Below are 18,397 nucleotides of genomic sequence, written 5' to 3'. Positions count from 1 at the left end.
TAAATCACCTTTTAAAAAGTCCCTTAAATGGGGAGTGGGAAAGTAAAAATTTTGTGTTAGGTGCTTTTTTCACAGGGGTCAGTAAGCTGTATAGGACTGGGACGATGAAAAGGGTACGCGGGGCACTTGAAGACAAGAGGTTCTTCCAGTTTCAATCGGGGAGTTCCTGAACAACAAGCAGATCATTTAGCTGCAACCTTTTTAAGATTGCAAATTGATTTTTCTTAACTCTGAAGAACCAGTATAGAATTGAACAAATGAAGAAAGCAACCGTCTATGTAATCTGATACTTCCCCATTTTTTTATACAGTGTCCCACGTGAAATACCCAGTCGTTTAGCTGCTTTTGTTAAATTGTAACGACTATCTTCCAGAGCCTGCACGATTTCCGTCCGTTCATTTTCAAATGGGGAAATCGGAGAGCCTTGTGAGTTTTCTACCTTCTTCCCTACAGCTTCCACTATGTAATCTGGCAGATTCTCTGGGAATATTCGGAAATCATCAGCGAATGCAACGGCATATTCCATTACATTTTGCATTTCTCTGACATTCCCCGGCCAATCATATGAACGTAATAGCTCGATCGTCTCCGGCATCAAATAATATTCGAATAGATCTTGGTTATGCTTACTCAAAAAGTGCTCGGCTAACAGAACAATATCCTCTTTGCGTTCCCTTAGTGAAGGAACTTTCAGTTCAATAACATTCAAGCGATAATAGAGGTCTAAACGGAATTTCCCTGCTTCAGTCCATTTTTTAAGATCCTGATTGGTTGCTGCGATTACTCGGATATCAACAGGACGGGGCTTATATTCACCAATACGGGTAACCTGTTTTTCTTGCAATACTCGCAACACCATGGCCTGAACAGGAAGCGGAAGTTCAGTGATTTCGTCAAGAAACAGCGTACCACCCTTTGCCGCTTCAAAAAGCCCAGCTTTCCCTTCCTTCACCCCTCCTGTAAACGTTCCAGGGCCATAGCCAAACAATTCGCTTGCGGCCAGTGTCGGTCGACCCGGTGAAGGAAATGACTTTTGGAATCGGATTTTCGACAAATGCGTCACGGATTTCCGAACTTTTTGCGACGATAACATTAAATATACCTTTTGGAAGACCCGCTTCCTCTATTAAATTCGCGATCACCGCTCCGCCGGAGATATACGTTTGGATAGCTGGTTTAACGACAACACCGTTTCCGGCAGCCAATGCAGGGATAATGGCACGAATCGATAAGTACAATGGAAAGTTGAATGGACTAATCACGCCTACTACCCCAACCGGAAGACGATAGACGCGGTTTTGTTTTCCTGGTATCACGGAAGGCAGGATTTCACCTTTCATCCTTATCGGAAACGAAGCAAATTCCCTAATATCTCCCACAGAAAAATCAATTTCCGCTTGTGCTTTTGCTACTGTACTTCCTGATTCAGCGACTAAAATGTTAACCAACAGTTCTCGGTTTCTTTCCATGGCATCTGCTATTTTGTTAATAAGAGCCGAACGAACAAATGGATTGGTTTTTCCCCACTCTACCTGTGCGGCTTTTGCTGTTTGGTAAGCTTCATCTATATCTTCGACGGAAGCAAGCTGATTACTTACCAACTCGGATTGATCATAAGGGTTGGTGTTGGAATACCTATTTTGACTACTGCCTTCCCTCCATTCACCGCTGATAAACTGTCTCGTAAACTCGCTAAAAATGTTTTCCATAGTGTTTTCTCCTCCATTGTTTGCCTAATCACACTTTTATAATAAGGTTTAATCGTTTTGCTGCTATGAGAATCTTCCATTGTTTGATTGATTTCTTCAAAAGAGTAGTTATGCTTTGTAAGATGGATCAAGTATTAAAATTGGTTTTATAGTTTTACCAACCTTGGAATCTTCAAATGCTTGAGCAATTTGATCTGGTTTGTAGAATTCTACCAAACGATTAACTGGGAATTTGCCAGCTTTAAAGAAGCTTACAAGTTTTGGAATGAATAATTGTGGCACTGCATCGCCTTCGACAATACCTTTTACAGTGATTGCACGAACAACGATTTCATTTGTCACGTTTATGGTTAAATCATTTTTACCAACTGCAACTGTACCCATTGTCCCTTTTACACCTAGGCATTGAATAGCTTATGTTGTTACTGCTGGTACTCCAGTTGTTTCGAATGCGTAATTTGCACCTTTGCCAGTAATTTCACGAATTTTTGCTACTGGATTTTCATTTTTACCGTTAATTGTGTGAGTGACGCCAAGTTCTTTTGCAAGTTCAAGACGGCTATCGTGTATATCAACAGCGATAATTGGATTACAGCCAGCAATTTTGGCAGCCATTAAACCACTTAAACCAACAGCCCCTGTACCAAAGATAACCATGCTACTACCTGCTTTAGGATCAAGTGAGTTTAATACAGCGCCGCTTCCTGTCATAATACCGCAGCCTAAAGGTCCTAAACATCTTAAATCTACATCAGAATCAACTTTTACAACATTTTTTTCGTCAACCGTTGCATATGAAGCGAATGAAGATTGACCGAAGAATTGAGATATATCTTGATGATCGTGTGTATGTAATGGAGTTGTACCATGTTCATTGTGTCCTGAGAAGTTTAATTCCATCATGTTTTCACATGCACCTGCATTCCCACTTAAACAGTTATCACAGTGACCACAATAGGCAAAACCTAATACAACGTGGTCACCTGGTTTTACTGTAGAGACGCTGCTTCCTACCTTTTCCACAAAACCTGATCCTTCATGTCCTAATACAGCTGGATATGGTACAGGTAAAGTTCCGTCAAGTACTGTTGCATCAGTGTGGCAAACACCTGAAGCAACGATTTTTACTAAAACCTCATTAGCTTTTGGATCGTCCAATACGATTGTTTTATGATCAAAATTACTTTCTAATGTTGTAACAATTGCTTTAATTTCCATTGTAAATATCCCCCTTTGTTTTTTTAAAGCTTTCCATGTATGGTTTTTACGTTTTGTTCCCCCTTGATCGAAACTTTTCTTTTTCCACCTCCATTTATCAGTTAATAAGGTAATGTATGAATCTGTAAAACTCACTCCATGTATTCGCTTTCAACAACATGGAGTAGAGTTGAGAATAAATGTAATCTCATATTTTAATATGCAAATTCTATGCCAACCTATAAAGAACTTAGATTATACAGATTTCATTTTAAGAAAAACTGCGCAGTCAGTGCATTTAAATCTGATGAAAAAAATAATATTCAAGCTCAATTTACAGAAAACGAAAATTAATACTGTAAAAAATAAACAAAGTGTTCACCTCGGATTGAACACTTTGATTAGAGAGACTGTTTTACTTACTGAAACATACACCAGAAATTTAAAATAGAGCAAACTTTATCATATGATTTGCTCTATTGACAATATAAATACATTCATAAATTCGGAAGAGCTTGAGCGTTGCGATAAATGTAAGGACTTTTTCTTGCTTTGTTGCATTGGTCATTCGTGATAATGGGATTAGTGTTAGGAACTGAGGGATACATAAGATTATCCGATCTGTTATCATGAGAGGGGTCTACACGCCTAGTGCCAGGAATTACATATGTCGGTCCTGGATTTGTCCTGCTGCAGTTACTTGGTCTAAAAAATAATGCGTGACCTATTTCGTGGGCCAATATATACGGATAATCAGAGTCTGAAGCCATGAATATTGAGGATTTAAAAGAGGAACCACTTGCTTCACTACCTGTAACAGCACATGTCGTATCACTTCTATAAAATGTTGTACCAGGAATGTAATATAAAGCAATACTATGATTAGGTGTAAAATCGTTTATTAATGCGTCTCTTATAGGATCAGCTGGACCTCGGCGATCTTGATGCCCTAAATTTTCTGCACATAGATCATCTACTAGATAATCTGGATAGGTCATTTTATTTATAATTGGAACACCATTACCATTTGCAATTTTTATAAACACCATACATCTATTCCAAATTTCATTTGCTCTTACAAAGTCTCTCTTAACTCGTGCAAAGTCTACAGCCCTAAAAGCCCTCCCTACAAAAAATACGTAAATAGTAACAAAATATGGCTTACGGCTTTTAGAGGCAGCTGCGTAATTTATGTTTTTGGATGTTGAGGGATTTCTGCTGTTAATGAAGTGAATGTCAGGATTATTTAGACTTCCACCTTCATAACCTATATTCTCGTCGTATCCTATTCGTTCATATTTAGATTCCCTGTTTTTTTTGAACAAAAATTATCACTCCACTGTATCGTTTAGTGCTTGTACATCATATTTAATGAAAAATATAAAAATTATTCCTAGAGTGTAACGAACATGGCAAGAGGGCAGCGAACTGCCCCTCGCCATTAGGATTATTTACCTGCAATACTTGATCGTTTCACTTTTTAAAGACGTATACGTAATTCTGACATATTGCCGTTTTCCCAGTAGCTCGTTTGATTAGAAAAAGGGTCGCTGGGCATGGATTCAGGATTACCACCTGTTGACCCAGATCTTCTGGAGTTGCAGGAACGTTGAGGCATTCTTAAACTGTTACTGCGACGAGAACTTCTAGATCGACTTCGGCTCGAACTGCTACTTGAACGACTTCTTGATCTACGGCTCGAACTGCTACTTGAACGACTTCTTGATCTACGGCTCGAACTGCTACTTGAACGACTTCTTGATCTGCGGCTTGAACTGCTACTTGAACGGCTTCTTGATCTGCGGCTCGAACGAGAACTGCGGCTTGAACGGCTTCTTGATCTAGAGCTCGAACTAGAACTGCTGCTTGAACGGCTAGATTGATGAAAATTCCATTTAAATCTAAATCCTAAAGATAAACTACTCGAACTACGACGGGATCTTGAGCTGCTTCTACGCGAACGACTCGTACTTCTGCTACTGCTACGGGAACTGCCCGAACTTCTCCTACTGCGAGAACTGCTGCTGCTTCTTCTTCTTTGAGACCGACTGGATCTTTGAGCGACAGGTTCTTGAAATAGGAATGTATCCAAACCATTTTCAATCATTGTTGCAACTCCGCTCTCGATTTCTTCTGCCTGATAGGAACTCATTATCATTAAGTACACCTCACATATTGTTTAGAAAAGGTTGATAAATTTTAACCTAATCTTTATACAATTTACGTGTAAAAGAACGATTTTGATTGGACAAGAGTCCCTTTCAAAAAAATATACGAATGACTTAAACGAGCAAAAAAAATATATCAAAAGTATGTGCAAACCATATTAAACGAACCTGCACTTGAGGATAAATACTAGAAGAAACTTTTTATGAGAATTAAAAGCAAGATTTAGGAAATTTATAAGATTTTTTCACCTACTTATATAAACCTATACAAGCCTCACCCTTTCGAATATATTATTACAAGAAATTTGAAAGGAGGGAACTCAATGTCAAATAATAGAAGATCAAGTTCTTCACGTTCTAGAATGTCTAACTCTAGAATGCCTAAAGCTAGAATGTCTAACTCTAGAATGCCAAGTAATACAATGTCTAGTTGTCAACAGCTTGCAAATATTATTGGTGGTGCAGTCATCACACCATCCCCAGTTTGTGCTGTTATACGTCTTCGTAATATTAATGCAACTATCCTAGGCCGCAAAACACGATCCCCATTAGCACTTCCATTTGCATTATCTTTCGAGAACAATATTAACGGCCATACACTTAATTTAGGAGAAACAGTTATTCTCCAAAGTGAAATTAATCGTTTTTTAACTGCACTTCGGAGAAGAGGAATTACTGTTACTGCTGTACACAACCATTGGCTATTTGATAATCCTCGACTAATGTACATGCACTGGGAGAAAGTTGAAAATCCTTTTACTTTTGCAAGAGATAGCTTTGCTGCAGCATTAGAAGCAGGTTTATTTTAGAGTAGTTTAAGAGGTAATCACTTTTAGTGGTTGCCTTTTTTTGCTGTTATTGGCGTTCCTGTTTTTTACCAATTATATGTTAATAAGGAGTTTTCCTCACGTGGGGACGGTGCTGCGTCTCACGAAAACGCTATTGGCAACTATCCCTAATCGCAGCTGTGTCCCCTTTCCTTAAAGTAAAAGAGGAAGATAATCCAACCCGGGGTAGGAAATTCCAATCATTTTTAAATTTAATTACACAAAAGTGGAGATAAATACTTTGTTTTTTACGAAAATAACATATAATTAAATCTGTTAATTATATGTTGAAAGGAAAAACAAAACACTGTGACTTTTAATGAAATTAAAGAACTAATTCAAAATCGAAGAAGCATTAGAAAATACCAAAATCGTGAAGTGTCAAACGAGGACATTAACGAATTATTCGACTGTGCAAGATATGCACCAAGCGATACCAACTCACAGACTTGGGAATTTATCGCCATTAAAAATCGTGAAATAATTAAAAAAATCGAGGAAATGACATGGGGTGCACTTCGGGATCGTGCAAGAGATGCAGAGGAAAAAGGACTTACAAAAGAAGCAAAGCTACTTTTACGTTCGTTTGGACCATACGCTACCGCTTTTAGCGATGCACCTGTCCTCATCATCTGTCTCGCGACCCCTTATACATCTAAGTTCAGAGCGAAAATATTTGACCCTATTAAACTCGTGGATGATGCAGTTTGGAAGGAAGAAGGAATCAAGTCCAGTTGCTTAGCAGCCCAAAACCTAATGCTTGCAGCTTTTGCAAAAGGTCTGGGAACTTGCCCAATGACGGGACCTGTATTGCTTGCCCAAGATAAGATCCGCGAATTTTTAGAGATCGATATGGAAAAGGAAATCAATATGGTCATCGCCCTGGGATACCCGGAGGAATCACCAAAGAAAATGAACCGGAAAGAAGTAAGCGAAATATCGGTTATAATAGAATGAGGTTCGCTATGCGAACCTCATTTTTGCATAGCATATTGAGCGGTATCCGTATTCTCTCTACTTTATCAACTACATAGTAGCTAAAATTTCCTGCATTTTATTTCTTACCAGCGGATAGAAATTACTTTTTGCATCCGTGGTGCTATTACCGCCAAAAAAGCCAGTACCCGGGCAAGTTTTAACAACATGTCCCTTACTGTTATCCAGCACTTTTTCACCAGTATTCATGTCCCACCAATGATGGTACGTGATACTGTCAATGGAAGGGGTTAGTCCAAATTTGATGCAAAGTAAAGCAGCAACCGTAATGATGGTTTCTTTTTGTTCCGCAGTCATTTGATCATTTCCAATGTCAAAGTTGCCGACATTTTCAATCGCTACTGCTGTTGCTTCAATGGTTGGCGTTACCGATTTATTTAGCAGACCAAATGAACCTTGAGGAGGAGTGTTAAATGGCCTCCCCACTACTACTTTTCCATCAGGGAATGTCGTTAATTGCTGGCTTATATCTGACCATCCCATTGTATTAACATGATATTCCTTCATCGCATTCATTAATGAAAAATAATTGGAACCATTAAAGTTCTGATATGACGGTGAATATGTGTGATGCTCCTGGAAAAACGTTATTTTTCTGGTGATTTTTTGGTTAAATAACCAATCCCTAAATTGCTCCCTCGTCATTAGCACAAATTCTCCACTCATTGTCAGTTTGGTGGGATTAATCTTTAATTTTTGCCCTACATTAATGATATCAGAGGTAAGTCCATTTGCTGATTTAATTAATGGAACCGTCGAATTAAATGCTTGTGAGATTTTCCAAAGTGTATCCCCTGTAACAACTTCGTACATAATCGGAACCCGCAATTTCTGCCCAACTAAAAGTAAATCAGGATTTTGGATTCCATTTATCAATACAAGATCATTGACTGTCGTTTCATAGGTTTTGGCAATTTTGGATAATGAATCTCCTGATTTTACTTCATAAGTATTCCTCGGATTATTAACTGCGAGGGCCGGAGAAGTATTAAGTAACATCATTAACATTAAAGTTAAAATAAGGATAACCTTTTTGCTCATTTTTTTAACCTCCTTTCTATAATATAAAAATCAAAGCACCAATATTTTTTGGAAAAACTAGTCAAACTATCCCAGTTATTCAATTCCAAATTTTCACTTTGATTCCTTCCTGATATTAACTCAAAATGTAATATTTCTTTTGAAGATAACATGCTTTGTAATCACTTTATTTACACTATTTTAGTAGTTTGTGAATCCATTAACATATTCATATTGTTTATTTTGACAATATAATATCTTTGGAATATCATAGAAATGTAAGCGGTTTCTATATATCCAAAGGGGGACTTTAAATGGGAAATTTAGACGGTCAGATTGCAATTGTAACTGGCGGTGCTTCCGGGATTGGGCTTGCTACGGTGAATGCATTTGTGGAAAAAGGGGCTAAAGTCGTTATTGCAGATTATAACGAGAAAGCGGGCAAAGAAGTTGAAAAAAGCCTGCTGGAAAAAAAGGCAGATGTTTTATTCATTAAAGCCGACGTTTCGTCAGAAGAGTCGGTTAAGAATTTGGTAGCAGAAACTGTTAAAACCTACGGCAAATTGGATATTATCATCAACAATGCAGGGATTGGTACCCTTTCCCCTACTCACGAATTAAGTTTTGAAGATTACAACAGAGTCATTTCGATCAATCAGAATGGGGTCTTTTTCGGTGCGAAATATGCCATACAAGAAATGCTGAAAACAGGCGGCGGCTCGATCGTCAACACGTGCTCAATTTTGGGTCATGTTGGAGAAGCGGGAGCCTTTGCTTATAATGCTTCAAAAGGTGCTGTCAACACAATGACCAAATCACTTGCCCTTGAGTATGCAAAAAATAACATTCGGGTCAACTGTATTTGCCCTGGTTATATTGAAACTGGCATGGTCAACAAAGAAGCACTAGGTGATTTTTACGAAGGGTTAGTTGCAAGACATCCAATTGGACGGCTTGGGAAAGCCGAAGAAATTGCACATGCCATGGTCTTCCTTTGTGAAAATGATTTTGTTACTGGAAGTGCCTTATTCGTTGATGGCGGATACACGGCGCAGTAAGCAATTAAATCGCAAGCCTTTTTCTAATACTTATGAGATTCTAGCATTAGAGAATCGATACAATCCCTCTGTGTTATCTTAATTTCATAGTTCAAGAAAAGACTTCCATGGAGGTCTTTTCTCATTTAACTTGAAAATATCCGCTCATGCAACGATGAACAGATTTCTTATAAAATTACAATATACAGTTTTCTTTTAGTAAGTAGTTCTTAATCGAACACCTTCTCAATAAGACGGCCATCCTGAATACGGACCATTCTTTTTGCTTTTTTTGCAATTATGGAATCGTGTGTAATTAAAATAACCGTACTACCCATTTCATTCAACTCTTTCATTACTTGAATAATCTCTTGGCCGGTTTTGCTATCGAGTGCCCCTGTTGGTTCATCTGCAAGGATAATAGATGGTTTTCCAACAAGAGCTCTTGCAATAGCCACCCTTTGCTGCTGACCGCCTGAAAGCTGGGTAGGCATATGTTCTGCCCAATCCTTCAACCCTACCTGATTAAGCGCCTCCAACGCTTGCTCCCGCCGTGCTTTCGTTGACAGCCCCGCATAAATTAAAGGCAGTTCCACATTTTCTATCGCAGTAAGCTTGGTTAATAGATTAAAGTTTTGAAAAACAAACCCGATTGTTTGATTTTTTGTCAGCCTCTTAACTTCGTCTTCTTGTACAGGTATTCCTGCCCACTGACAGGCTGTCCTGCACATAATTTCCTGCGCTTCTTCATAAAGAATAACCTTATCCATCTGTCCCCATTTAGCCACTGCTATCTCCCACTGTTTTTTTTGCAATGTCGGTTAGTTTTTCAAGTCCGTCAGGAGACATGATCGACATAAACATTTCCTTGCGATGTTTATGGGACTACTATGCAGGATAGTATTTTGAATCGGATTAAGTTAATCCCTTGAACACTCGGGGAGCAGGTTTATTTGATAACTATCCTTTCCTACTTCATCAGAAAATCTTTCTGCTATACTAGTATCGTCTACGATACTATTCTGCCCAAAATAGAAAAAATAAAGAAAACCATCTTTCTATGTATCATTACAAAAAAGATAGTTTTCTAGTTAGAGAATTTGTATTTTATTGTTTTTTTATAGGAGTCACTACTGCAAATAAATTTTCTGCTGGATCAGATACATTGAATTCAATTATCTGATATCCATTTCCTCCATCTTTGCACTCGTTTTTCCTCAATTTTATTAAATGGTTGTTATCCATTGTTCTTACTTCCCCCTAACAGCTCTCTCTCACACAGTGGATAATATATGACAGATATTAAAATATGTGCATGAGTTTTTATAGATCAATCATATTTTTTATGTTAGGAAATTAAATTAGTCACCAGCAATTTAGAATTAACTTTTTATTAGATATGATTCCCCAAGAACTTCCTTCTGTTGATAACTTTCTTGTGAAAGCTCTTTTTCAACAAAAGTGTTAAGATCTGATTTTTCAATATCATACATTACTTCAATTTCTTTTGAAAATAAAAGTTTTTCTTTTTCAAGCAAGCTGGAAAGAGATGGTTGTGGTTTCGGTTGAAGTTCTTTTTCGTTTAGAACTTGTTTTAAGCCAGCAGCATAATATTCCAGCGGTCGACCGCCAACAATTTTTACCCCTTTATTTTCCTCATTGATCATGATAATGGTTGGAAATCCTCTGACGCCCAAATTTCTGGCAAGACTGAAATCCTCATTTAATAATTGTTGACCGATTGGTTGTTCAGCCTCCTTTACAATGGCTTCTCCATCAAGTCCAATATTATTGACGATTTCAATCATCACAGATGTTTCCGAGATATTTCGATTAAATGCGAAAAGGTCTTCTCTGGCACGCCTTAAAAAATCATAGGCTAATTCAACATGATGATTTTTTTGTATCACTTTAAAGACACGGGAAGGAGGATAGGAAGATTGAACGGGATTGCCAATCATAAGGCTCCCATCAATCGGCATCCTCGAATATTCCCCCACTTCCCTCCAGTGGCCAGCAACGTCAGCTGGTTTATAAATTCCGTTTGCAGGATCAATTGGTCCATCATGCCATTTTTCCAGCAAGCCTCCCATAACCGTATGGAAGTTAAAATATTCACCATATTGCACGACAAACCGGCGAAGAACCGGTTCAAGTGCCCAGCAATGAGAGCAGATCGGGTCGGTCACATAATAAAGATCAATCGATTTTTTAGTTAAATTGAGATCAATGAACCCCATTTCTTCTTCACCAGCTACTCCACAAACACCTGTTTCTAAATCACAAATCATATTATGATTGTTCATCAATTTTTTCCTCCATTACGCTTTAATATCTTCTGCAACTTGAGCACTACTTGCGCTTCGATCATCATACCAGTTCTTTAAAGAAGCTTCATATTTGCTTTATAAGCGTATTTTAGTAAATAATGAAAATCATTCATACCAATAGTTCTTTGAATTTGTTGTTTATACAACACATTCAAGAAAATGTTGAAAAAGTGGGAGTGACAGCAAAATGACTCAATCAAAGACGGACCCACGGGTTCTTCGTACTCGCAAATTAATAATGGATTCTTTTATTGAACTTTCAGCTAAAAAAGAATTCAAGAATATAACTGTAAAGGATATTACAACAGAAGCGATGATCAATCGTGCCACTTTCTATTATCATTTTGATGATATATATGACTTATTAGAGAAGGTATTGTCAGAAGTACTCTTAGTTAATTTGAATTATGATTTCTACCAAAATGATAAACTCAATGAAGAAGCGTTCGTTAGAATTTTCACAGCTGTAACCAATTTTCAAAAGTCATTATCCAATCGCTGCCATAGAGGATACGAAGATACCATAGCCCGGATTATCAGAGATCAGCTTGAAATCGTCTTTTATAAAATGTTGGAGAAACAACATTCAACTGAAAATGAGCAAACTCTTAAAATTACGGCGGTCATGCTAAGCTGGGGGATCTACGGGGCCTCTGTAGAATGGCGAAGAAACAGTCAAACAATACCTCCTCAAGAATTTATCAAATCGGTCATTCCTTATATCATGTCCGGGATCCATTTTGGGTCTAAAGATTAACCTGTCTATTGATAACACTGGCAGACCAAGAATACCTCTCTATAAAGCAAAAAACTCGCTATTGATCGGCGAGTTTTCAACATTTTCAAGAAAAATGCTTACTGTTCATTCTTCCAGTATTTATATAATGCTTGATGTCCACTGTTTTGTTCACCTTTTTCTGCCAGTTCACTATAAAGCCTTTGGACTACAGCCAATCCTGGCGTTTCCATGCCCATGGCTTCTGCTTCCTGAAGTGCGATATTCATATCCTTGATAAAATGTTTGATGTAAAATCCAGGTTCAAAATTACCATCAAGCATTCTACGACCCATATTCGACAGCAGCCAGCTTCCTGCTGCACCAGACTCAATGCTGGTTAATACTCTGTTCGGATCCAATCCTGCTTTTTCTGCATAGACAATCGCTTCACAGACACCCAGTATGGTGGCAGCACCGGCAATTTGATTACACATTTTCGTATGCTGTCCGGCCCCTGCTTCCCCTTGATAAACCACATTTGTTCCAAGGAGTTTAAATAAAGGCTCTAATTTTTCGAATACCTCTTTGTCTCCGCCAACCATGATCGAGAGGCGTGCTTCTTTTGCCCCAATATCGCCGCCGGAAACGGGTGCATCAACGGCAAAAATGCCCTTTTTCTTTGCTTCTTCATAGATTTTCGCCGCGAGAGTAGGAGTAGAGGTTGTCATATCAACTACATATGTATTAGCTTTTCCATTGGTGATAACCCCTTGCTCTCCCAAGTATACTTCCTCTACATCTTGAGGATACCCGACCATCGTAAAAATGACACTGGCTTTCTTTGAAACTTCTTTAGGAGAATCTGCCCATACAGCTCCCTGCTTCCCCAGTTCTGCCGCTTTTTCCTTTGTACGATTATAGACAATGAGCGAATAACCTGCACGCAAGAGATGACTCGCCATACTATTCCCCATAACACCTATCCCGATAAACCCAATAATCGTATTTTCCTTTGTCAACATGTTCCGTTTCTCCTTTCTATGCTTATGATCCATTTAGTGTTAATCACTCAAGAATATAGTAAATCTAAAAAATCCTTTTGTAATCATCCAATTGGATTACTATAAGTTAATCCAGTTTTTATCATCATGTGAATCTGAACCAAAATTGGAAAAGTATGGTCGTCATTGTGATACAATGTCGTTTAAAGGAGTAAAGAAAATGCAGACATTTAACTTCAACAATTATTTGATTCATATATATCCATCTGCTATACCAGAGAACGCTCCAATTCTTTACACGCATTTTGCTTTAGTGGAAGCTGACAAAATTATGGAATTATGTCATCATGCTGCACCATTTACGCTGATAAGCATTGACGGAATCGACTGGAACAGGGATTTGTCACCATGGCAGGCAGAGAAAGTCTTTAAAGGTGGCGAAGATTTCGCAGGTTGTGCAGATGCCTATTTGCAGGTACTTACAAAGGAAATGATCCCTGAAATAGAGAAGGATCTTGGTCTTATACCAGTAAATAGAGGGATTTTTGGATATTCTATGGCAGGACTGTTTTCCTTATATGCTTTATATAAGACTGACTTGTTTCAGCTTGCAGCGTCCATGTCAGGTTCTTTATGGTTTGATGGATTTTTGAACTACATGCAGACACATGATCTGCAGAGTCCGGTGGAGCGTATCTATTTCTCACTTGGAGAAAAAGAGAAGAAGACGAAGAATCCCAGGATGGCCCAGGTGGAGGTTGCGACCACGAAGGCAGAGCAATATATAAAATACCTTGGAATAAATACCATTTATGAGGTCAATCAGGGTAATCATTTTGCAAATGTGGCGGAACGGATTGTCAAAGGTCTTAAGTGGTTAGTGGCTTAAAATTAACTAAAAGATGGGCTTCCTCCGTAACACAAGTAATCCAGTGCCACCATCCCTTTGGCAGGAAGGTGACCTGACCTGGTTTAACATGATAGGTCTGCAGTTCAAGCCTGAAAGGATTAAGAATTGAAATAATAACTTCACCCGAAACAATAAAATCGAGTTCATCCGCATTTGGATGCCAGTGGGGCTCACGAATATGTTCTCTGCTTAGAAAAAGGTCTCCTAACGATAAATTCTGCATCATTGGTATTTGAGCGGAGGTAACTTCATAAAGAACGTTTTCAGGATTCCTCTCAAAGGTAAGATTATCACTAACATCAAAAAATAGCTTCGGCGACCTTGTTGCCCCCCCCACATTCGGTCCCTCATTCTGTTCATCGGCATGATTGATTCCCTTAACATGTCATGAAATGACTCCGTTGCACTTTTCGGCCCAATCACAACGGTCTTAGTAATCGTCGCACTTTTCATTTTGAACCTCCTGTCTACAGGTATTCAAGCTATGTTCTTAAAATAGCCCGTATAGTATACATAAGCCAGACAGAAGTCACTTGACTCTTAAAGGACCAAAACACAAGAAAAGAAGAGAATAAAGAGTATTTGTACGTATACCTGAACACCAAAGTGATTACAGTATCTTTTCTTCGTTGAATTTTAATCATAATATTGGCTCCATCATCGGCATACGGGGCGCCTTCCGGAATCAATGACAGAAATTTTAATCTCAAATCTCTTCTTGAATTTGCAGCTAAACCATTATCTTCAGCTATTTGTCCAAGCTATGTTTCTCTTAATTGAATATATTATTGTATAAAAGTTAAGGGGGTGATCATATTGGGGTTCTGGGACAATTTGATGTTTGGTAGTCGCAACAGAAATCGTGGGACTAGAGATTGGGATTACGATCTCGATAAAGATTGGGATTACGATCCCGATGGAGAACGTGACAGAGATCGTCGCACCAGACGCCGTACCAGACGTCGCACTATAAGACATCGTCAAAGCAGAGGCCGTAATAGATTCTAGATAAATACCTGAAGATTATGTAGCAGCAGAGAACTTAAAAGCATCTTATCCCCATCGCAGGCGATGGGGATAATTTATATTTTAGATTCATAATCTATTAAAATTAAATGGAACAGATTTTTCTGACTATTCTATCAATTCTAACGGTTCGGAATGATTCAGAATGATATTAACCTCTTAACATTTCAAATACTTGGTGAACATCTTTGTCACCGCGTCCTGATAAGTTTACAATGATGCTATCTTCTTTCGATAATTCCTTTGCCAATTTCAAAGCATAGGCAACAGCATGGGAACTTTCGAGAGCTGGAATAATCCCTTCTACTTTAGACAATGTTTGAAATGCTTCTAATGCCTCCTGGGCGGTAGCCGCTACATATTCTCCTCTGCCGCTGTCCCTTAAAAAAGCATGTTCGGGACCGACACTTTGATAATCCAGACCTGCCGCAATCGAATGGGTAGGTTCAGATTCCCTTGTTCATCTTTTAGGACATAGCTTTTAAATCCATGAAGAATATCCGGAACGCCTTTTGAAAGGGATGCAGCTTCTTCCGGTTCCAAAACAATTTTAAATGTACCCTATAGAGTAGACACTAAGAAAAAGGTCAGCTCTATAGGGTACATTTATGTATAATGGATAAAAAATGGGGAAATCGAGGAATGATGGATGCCAAAAAAACATTTCACTAGTAAGGAAGTAAAATCTCTATCCAATAATCCTTATGTTAAATCTGTTAGTTCTAAGGGTATTACATACACTGATGAGTTTAAAAGGATTTTTGTAGTTGAAGATGAGAAAGGAAAATTACCAAGACAGATTTTTGAAGAAAATGGTTTTGATGTTGAAGTTCTCGGTATAGTGAGAGTACATAGGGCTGCTTCTAGATGGCGAGCTGCTTATAATAAATCTGGAGTATTGGGACTTCGAGATACACGTAAAGATAATTCAGGAAGACCGACTAAAAGGGAGTTTAGTTTAGAAGAAAAAAATTCAAAATTAGAAGCTCAAACTCTATTGTTGCGAGCTGAGAATGAATTATTAAAAAAGTTAGATATGATTTGCTTTTTCTATCATGTAAAAATATTTGTCTCAATGTAAACTATCTCTCCACACAATCATTATCATGAGTTATTGCCGAAATGGCTTCATAACAAGCAGACAACCTCTCTCGATCAACTGAAAAACCATTAGCACAACTCTATGAGAAAGGTAGCCCTTCAACTTAAACCACAGTCTTATATATTTCCTATTAAATGTATATTATGTAAAAATATTAAATTTTTATAAAAAGATAATATTCTTAGTTGCGATAACTAGCTTTACGCTCTAAATTGTCATTTGTTTTCTTTCGAGCAGAACTACCCTCTCAAATGTGTAAAGTGTAATTGATATCCAACATTTACGGGAACATAATGAAATTTCAACCTATTACCAGGAGTGACACCAGGCACCATCCCTATTGGCAGTTCACTTGAGACTGCCTTTGAAATCTCAAGTGAACCGCCCCCCATGCTACAGGGGAAGGCAGTTTCACCGTGTTTTCTCCCAAACGTCATCATCCTACATTCACTCTATTACTATCATTTTATATGATTGTATCATGGATTCATGTGTAAATAATTAAGTGTCTAGAAAGTATAAAAGAATGCCATTAAATAACCTTCTATTTTTAACCTTTTTATCATAAATTCTTATCATCGCACTTGCGTGTGAGAAAAATAATTTTGGTGAATCACTTGAAATTTCCTTCACGTGCTTTGTTCGGCGTAAAAGGAAAAGGCGATGCCCGTTTAAAGCATCGCCCTCGTTAATTTTAATATTTATAAAGTTTTATGCGACTAACGACCATTGGTTTGGACGGACAACTGGGTTTGTTCGTTTCTTTGTTCTTTTATCATGATACCACCGATTACGGCAACAAATGAAAACAATACAGGGATGACAAATCCGTAGTGATAACCAACATTTACTGGAGCATGATGAAAATGGTCTAACACATACCCAAACAGAAATGGCAACAATACCGCACTGATAAATCCCCCAGTATTAGCAAACCCCGTTATGACTCCAACCTCTGTTAATGGAAAAGATTTTCGAACAATCGCGAACGTGAGAGAACCTGCTCCGCTTCCGAAGCCTGTTGCGATGAATAAAATGACTGTCAGAAAAAGCGGTGGTTTCCCGGCAAATAAAAAGAAAGTCAACCAACTAAGAAAAATAATCAATTGTATGACAAGATAAGTACTCTTAATCATTTCACGCTTGCTAGTAAACCAGCTTATTAATGGGCCGCCAATAATCGCTCCAAAAAGACCATACATAATCAGTTGACTTGCAGATGAACGGCTCATGTCATAGATATGCATTCCAAAAGGAACTCCCCACGAACCAATAAATCCGACATATGTACCCATAACGCCAAAATGGCAAAAGAACGTCGCCCATGCTTGGCGGGTGGTAATCACTCTTTTTAAAATGGAAACCGTTTTTTCACGTTTTTTAGTTTGAGGCTTTTTTGTTTCTGAACCATTTTTAAAAAGTTGCTTAGGTTTTAAAACGAGTACAAAATAAAGAAGAATACTTGTTAAACAAAGCGCAATACCACTCGTAAAAAAGGAAATTCTCCAGCCTGATGCGGAAATCCAAGCTGAAAATGGAACTGTCGCAAGCAGTGAGCCAAGATTTCCAGCCATTCCTGCGAATCCAAGCAACCCAATAAATTCTGCAGCCTTAAACCATTGACTTAAGATTAAAACCACATTGACCCAAATAGTCGCATCTCCCATTCCCACCATTAGTCTAGATAAGAATAAGACATACTCATTAGATGCTGCACTATAAAGGACTGTCCCCAAGCCATTAAGAAGTGTACCAATGACAAGGAGACCATTTGGGCCAAAGCGATCCGATAAGAGACCAACGGGAATCTGTAAGCCTGAATAGGCAAAAAATTGAATACTTGTCATTAATCCCACCATAGAGGCAGTGATCGTAAAATCTTTCATCAGTTGATCTGTAATCAACCCAGGTGCCGTTCTTTGGCTGACGATTAAAAAATAAGCAAATAATACTGCACCAAACACAATCCATCTGTAAGAACTATTCTTTTTTTCCAATTTCACTTCTCCTATTGTTAAATTCCTTACCTATTATACTCCAAAAATTTTTTTACTAAAGTAGAATGTTTGGTGATTTTCTTGTTCACTTTGATCAATCAGAAAAGTTACAAACAGAACATTCGTTCATTTAACTGCTTTTTATTTAAATGCATTTCATTTTGTTTTTAGCACATTGTGAAATTAGTTAATTTTTTTGTGAATTTTGTTAAAAGTCTTATTATGAAATGCAAAACCTTCTCCGGAGCTTTTGTTTACATAATATAATTATTGTTAAAAATTTGATACGGACTCCATACAATCTTCTTTTCTATTGATAGCAAACCCTATCTGACCTTCTTTCATATTTGGAAATTTGT

General features: G+C 38.0%; 17 protein-coding genes and 3 pseudogenes. 7 read left to right on the top strand and 13 right to left on the bottom strand.

Annotated elements, in window-relative coordinates:
* Positions 1–274: 274 nt before the first annotated feature.
* From JN080_RS25960 to JN080_RS25940, 5 genes and pseudogenes are all read right to left on the bottom strand, one after another.
* The gene (locus JN080_RS25960; protein ID WP_256238864.1) at positions 275–952 is read right to left on the bottom strand and encodes a sigma 54-interacting transcriptional regulator; all 678 of its coding nucleotides are present in this window, start codon (positions 950–952) and stop codon (positions 275–277) included.
* Complete coding sequence (locus tag JN080_RS25955; RefSeq protein WP_256238863.1) at positions 924–1,709, bottom strand: aldehyde dehydrogenase family protein; 786 nt, start codon at positions 1,707–1,709, stop codon at positions 924–926. The genes JN080_RS25960 and JN080_RS25955 overlap by 29 nt, the downstream gene beginning before the upstream one ends.
* Positions 1,710–1,817: 108 nt before the next feature.
* A pseudogene (locus tag JN080_RS25950) lies at positions 1,818–2,927 on the bottom strand (NAD(P)-dependent alcohol dehydrogenase).
* Positions 2,928–3,403: 476 nt separating this feature from the next.
* Positions 3,404–4,231, bottom strand: a complete 828-nt coding sequence (locus JN080_RS25945; protein ID WP_256238862.1) for a hypothetical protein — start codon at positions 4,229–4,231, stop codon at positions 3,404–3,406.
* A 583-nt stretch (positions 4,232–4,814) separates the two neighbouring features.
* Positions 4,815–5,009 (bottom strand): hypothetical protein, encoded by a 195-nt coding sequence (locus JN080_RS25940; RefSeq protein ID WP_256238861.1) that lies wholly within the window; start codon positions 5,007–5,009, stop codon positions 4,815–4,817.
* Between the two features lie 472 nt (positions 5,010–5,481).
* On the opposite strand from JN080_RS25940, the gene JN080_RS25935 reads away from it, so the two are divergent.
* The gene (locus JN080_RS25935; RefSeq protein WP_256238860.1) at positions 5,482–5,883 is read left to right on the top strand and encodes a DUF1259 domain-containing protein; all 402 of its coding nucleotides are present in this window, start codon (positions 5,482–5,484) and stop codon (positions 5,881–5,883) included.
* 327 nt (positions 5,884–6,210) lie between these two features.
* The gene (locus JN080_RS25930) at positions 6,211–6,858 is read left to right on the top strand and encodes a nitroreductase family protein (RefSeq protein ID WP_256238859.1); all 648 of its coding nucleotides are present in this window, start codon (positions 6,211–6,213) and stop codon (positions 6,856–6,858) included.
* Between the two features lie 69 nt (positions 6,859–6,927).
* Here JN080_RS25930 and JN080_RS25925 read toward each other — a convergent pair whose 3' ends face one another.
* Positions 6,928–7,938: a LysM peptidoglycan-binding domain-containing protein gene (locus JN080_RS25925; protein ID WP_256238858.1), complete on the bottom strand. Its 1,011-nt coding sequence runs from the start codon at positions 7,936–7,938 to the stop codon at positions 6,928–6,930.
* Between the two features lie 293 nt (positions 7,939–8,231).
* On the opposite strand from JN080_RS25925, the gene JN080_RS25920 reads away from it, so the two are divergent.
* Entirely contained in the window at positions 8,232–8,975 is a 744-nt protein-coding gene (locus JN080_RS25920; RefSeq protein ID WP_256238857.1) for an SDR family NAD(P)-dependent oxidoreductase, read from the top strand.
* A gap of 209 nt (positions 8,976–9,184) precedes the next feature.
* Here JN080_RS25920 and JN080_RS25915 read toward each other — a convergent pair whose 3' ends face one another.
* From JN080_RS25915 to JN080_RS25905, 3 genes are all read right to left on the bottom strand, one after another.
* The gene (locus JN080_RS25915; protein WP_256238856.1) at positions 9,185–9,742 is read right to left on the bottom strand and encodes an ABC transporter ATP-binding protein; all 558 of its coding nucleotides are present in this window, start codon (positions 9,740–9,742) and stop codon (positions 9,185–9,187) included.
* A gap of 319 nt (positions 9,743–10,061) precedes the next feature.
* On the bottom strand, positions 10,062–10,199 hold the full coding sequence (locus JN080_RS25910; RefSeq protein ID WP_256238855.1) for a hypothetical protein: 138 nt from the start codon (positions 10,197–10,199) through the stop codon (positions 10,062–10,064).
* A gap of 137 nt (positions 10,200–10,336) precedes the next feature.
* Entirely contained in the window at positions 10,337–11,260 is a 924-nt protein-coding gene (locus JN080_RS25905) for a DsbA family protein (RefSeq protein ID WP_256238854.1), read from the bottom strand.
* A 211-nt stretch (positions 11,261–11,471) separates the two neighbouring features.
* Between JN080_RS25905 and JN080_RS25900 the strand changes: the two genes are divergently transcribed.
* Entirely contained in the window at positions 11,472–12,041 is a 570-nt protein-coding gene (locus JN080_RS25900) for a TetR/AcrR family transcriptional regulator (protein WP_256238853.1), read from the top strand.
* 98 nt (positions 12,042–12,139) lie between these two features.
* Here JN080_RS25900 and JN080_RS25895 read toward each other — a convergent pair whose 3' ends face one another.
* Complete coding sequence (locus tag JN080_RS25895) at positions 12,140–13,024, bottom strand: NAD(P)-dependent oxidoreductase (RefSeq protein ID WP_256238852.1); 885 nt, start codon at positions 13,022–13,024, stop codon at positions 12,140–12,142.
* Between the two features lie 199 nt (positions 13,025–13,223).
* On the opposite strand from JN080_RS25895, the gene JN080_RS25890 reads away from it, so the two are divergent.
* Complete coding sequence (locus JN080_RS25890; RefSeq protein ID WP_256238850.1) at positions 13,224–13,892, top strand: alpha/beta hydrolase; 669 nt, start codon at positions 13,224–13,226, stop codon at positions 13,890–13,892.
* On the opposite strand, the gene JN080_RS25885 is transcribed toward JN080_RS25890, so the two are convergent.
* On the bottom strand, positions 13,873–14,250 hold the full coding sequence (locus JN080_RS25885) for a cupin domain-containing protein (RefSeq protein WP_256238849.1): 378 nt from the start codon (positions 14,248–14,250) through the stop codon (positions 13,873–13,875). The two genes, JN080_RS25890 and JN080_RS25885, sit on opposite strands and share 20 nt — an antisense overlap.
* Positions 14,251–14,754: 504 nt before the next feature.
* Between JN080_RS25885 and JN080_RS25880 the strand changes: the two genes are divergently transcribed.
* On the top strand, positions 14,755–14,886 hold the full coding sequence (locus JN080_RS25880; RefSeq protein WP_256238848.1) for a hypothetical protein: 132 nt from the start codon (positions 14,755–14,757) through the stop codon (positions 14,884–14,886).
* A gap of 204 nt (positions 14,887–15,090) precedes the next feature.
* Here the strand turns inward: JN080_RS25880 and JN080_RS25875 are convergent.
* Positions 15,091–15,488, bottom strand: a pseudogene (locus tag JN080_RS25875) (pyridoxal-phosphate dependent enzyme); the annotation flags it as partial.
* Between the two features lie 100 nt (positions 15,489–15,588).
* On the opposite strand from JN080_RS25875, the pseudogene JN080_RS25870 reads away from it, so the two are divergent.
* Positions 15,589–15,969, top strand: a pseudogene (locus tag JN080_RS25870) (HTH domain-containing protein); the annotation flags it as partial.
* A 791-nt stretch (positions 15,970–16,760) separates the two neighbouring features.
* Here the strand turns inward: JN080_RS25870 and JN080_RS25865 are convergent.
* Positions 16,761–18,038: an MFS transporter gene (locus tag JN080_RS25865; protein WP_256238847.1), complete on the bottom strand. Its 1,278-nt coding sequence runs from the start codon at positions 18,036–18,038 to the stop codon at positions 16,761–16,763.
* Positions 18,039–18,397: the final 359 nt, after the last annotated feature.

Source organism: Bacillus sp. EB600 (assembly GCF_024494385.1).
GTDB lineage: Bacteria > Bacillota > Bacilli > Bacillales > Cytobacillaceae > JAEVLT01.
The sequence above is the reverse complement of the archived record's forward strand: the minus strand, read 5'-3'. Positions and strand labels throughout refer to the sequence as shown.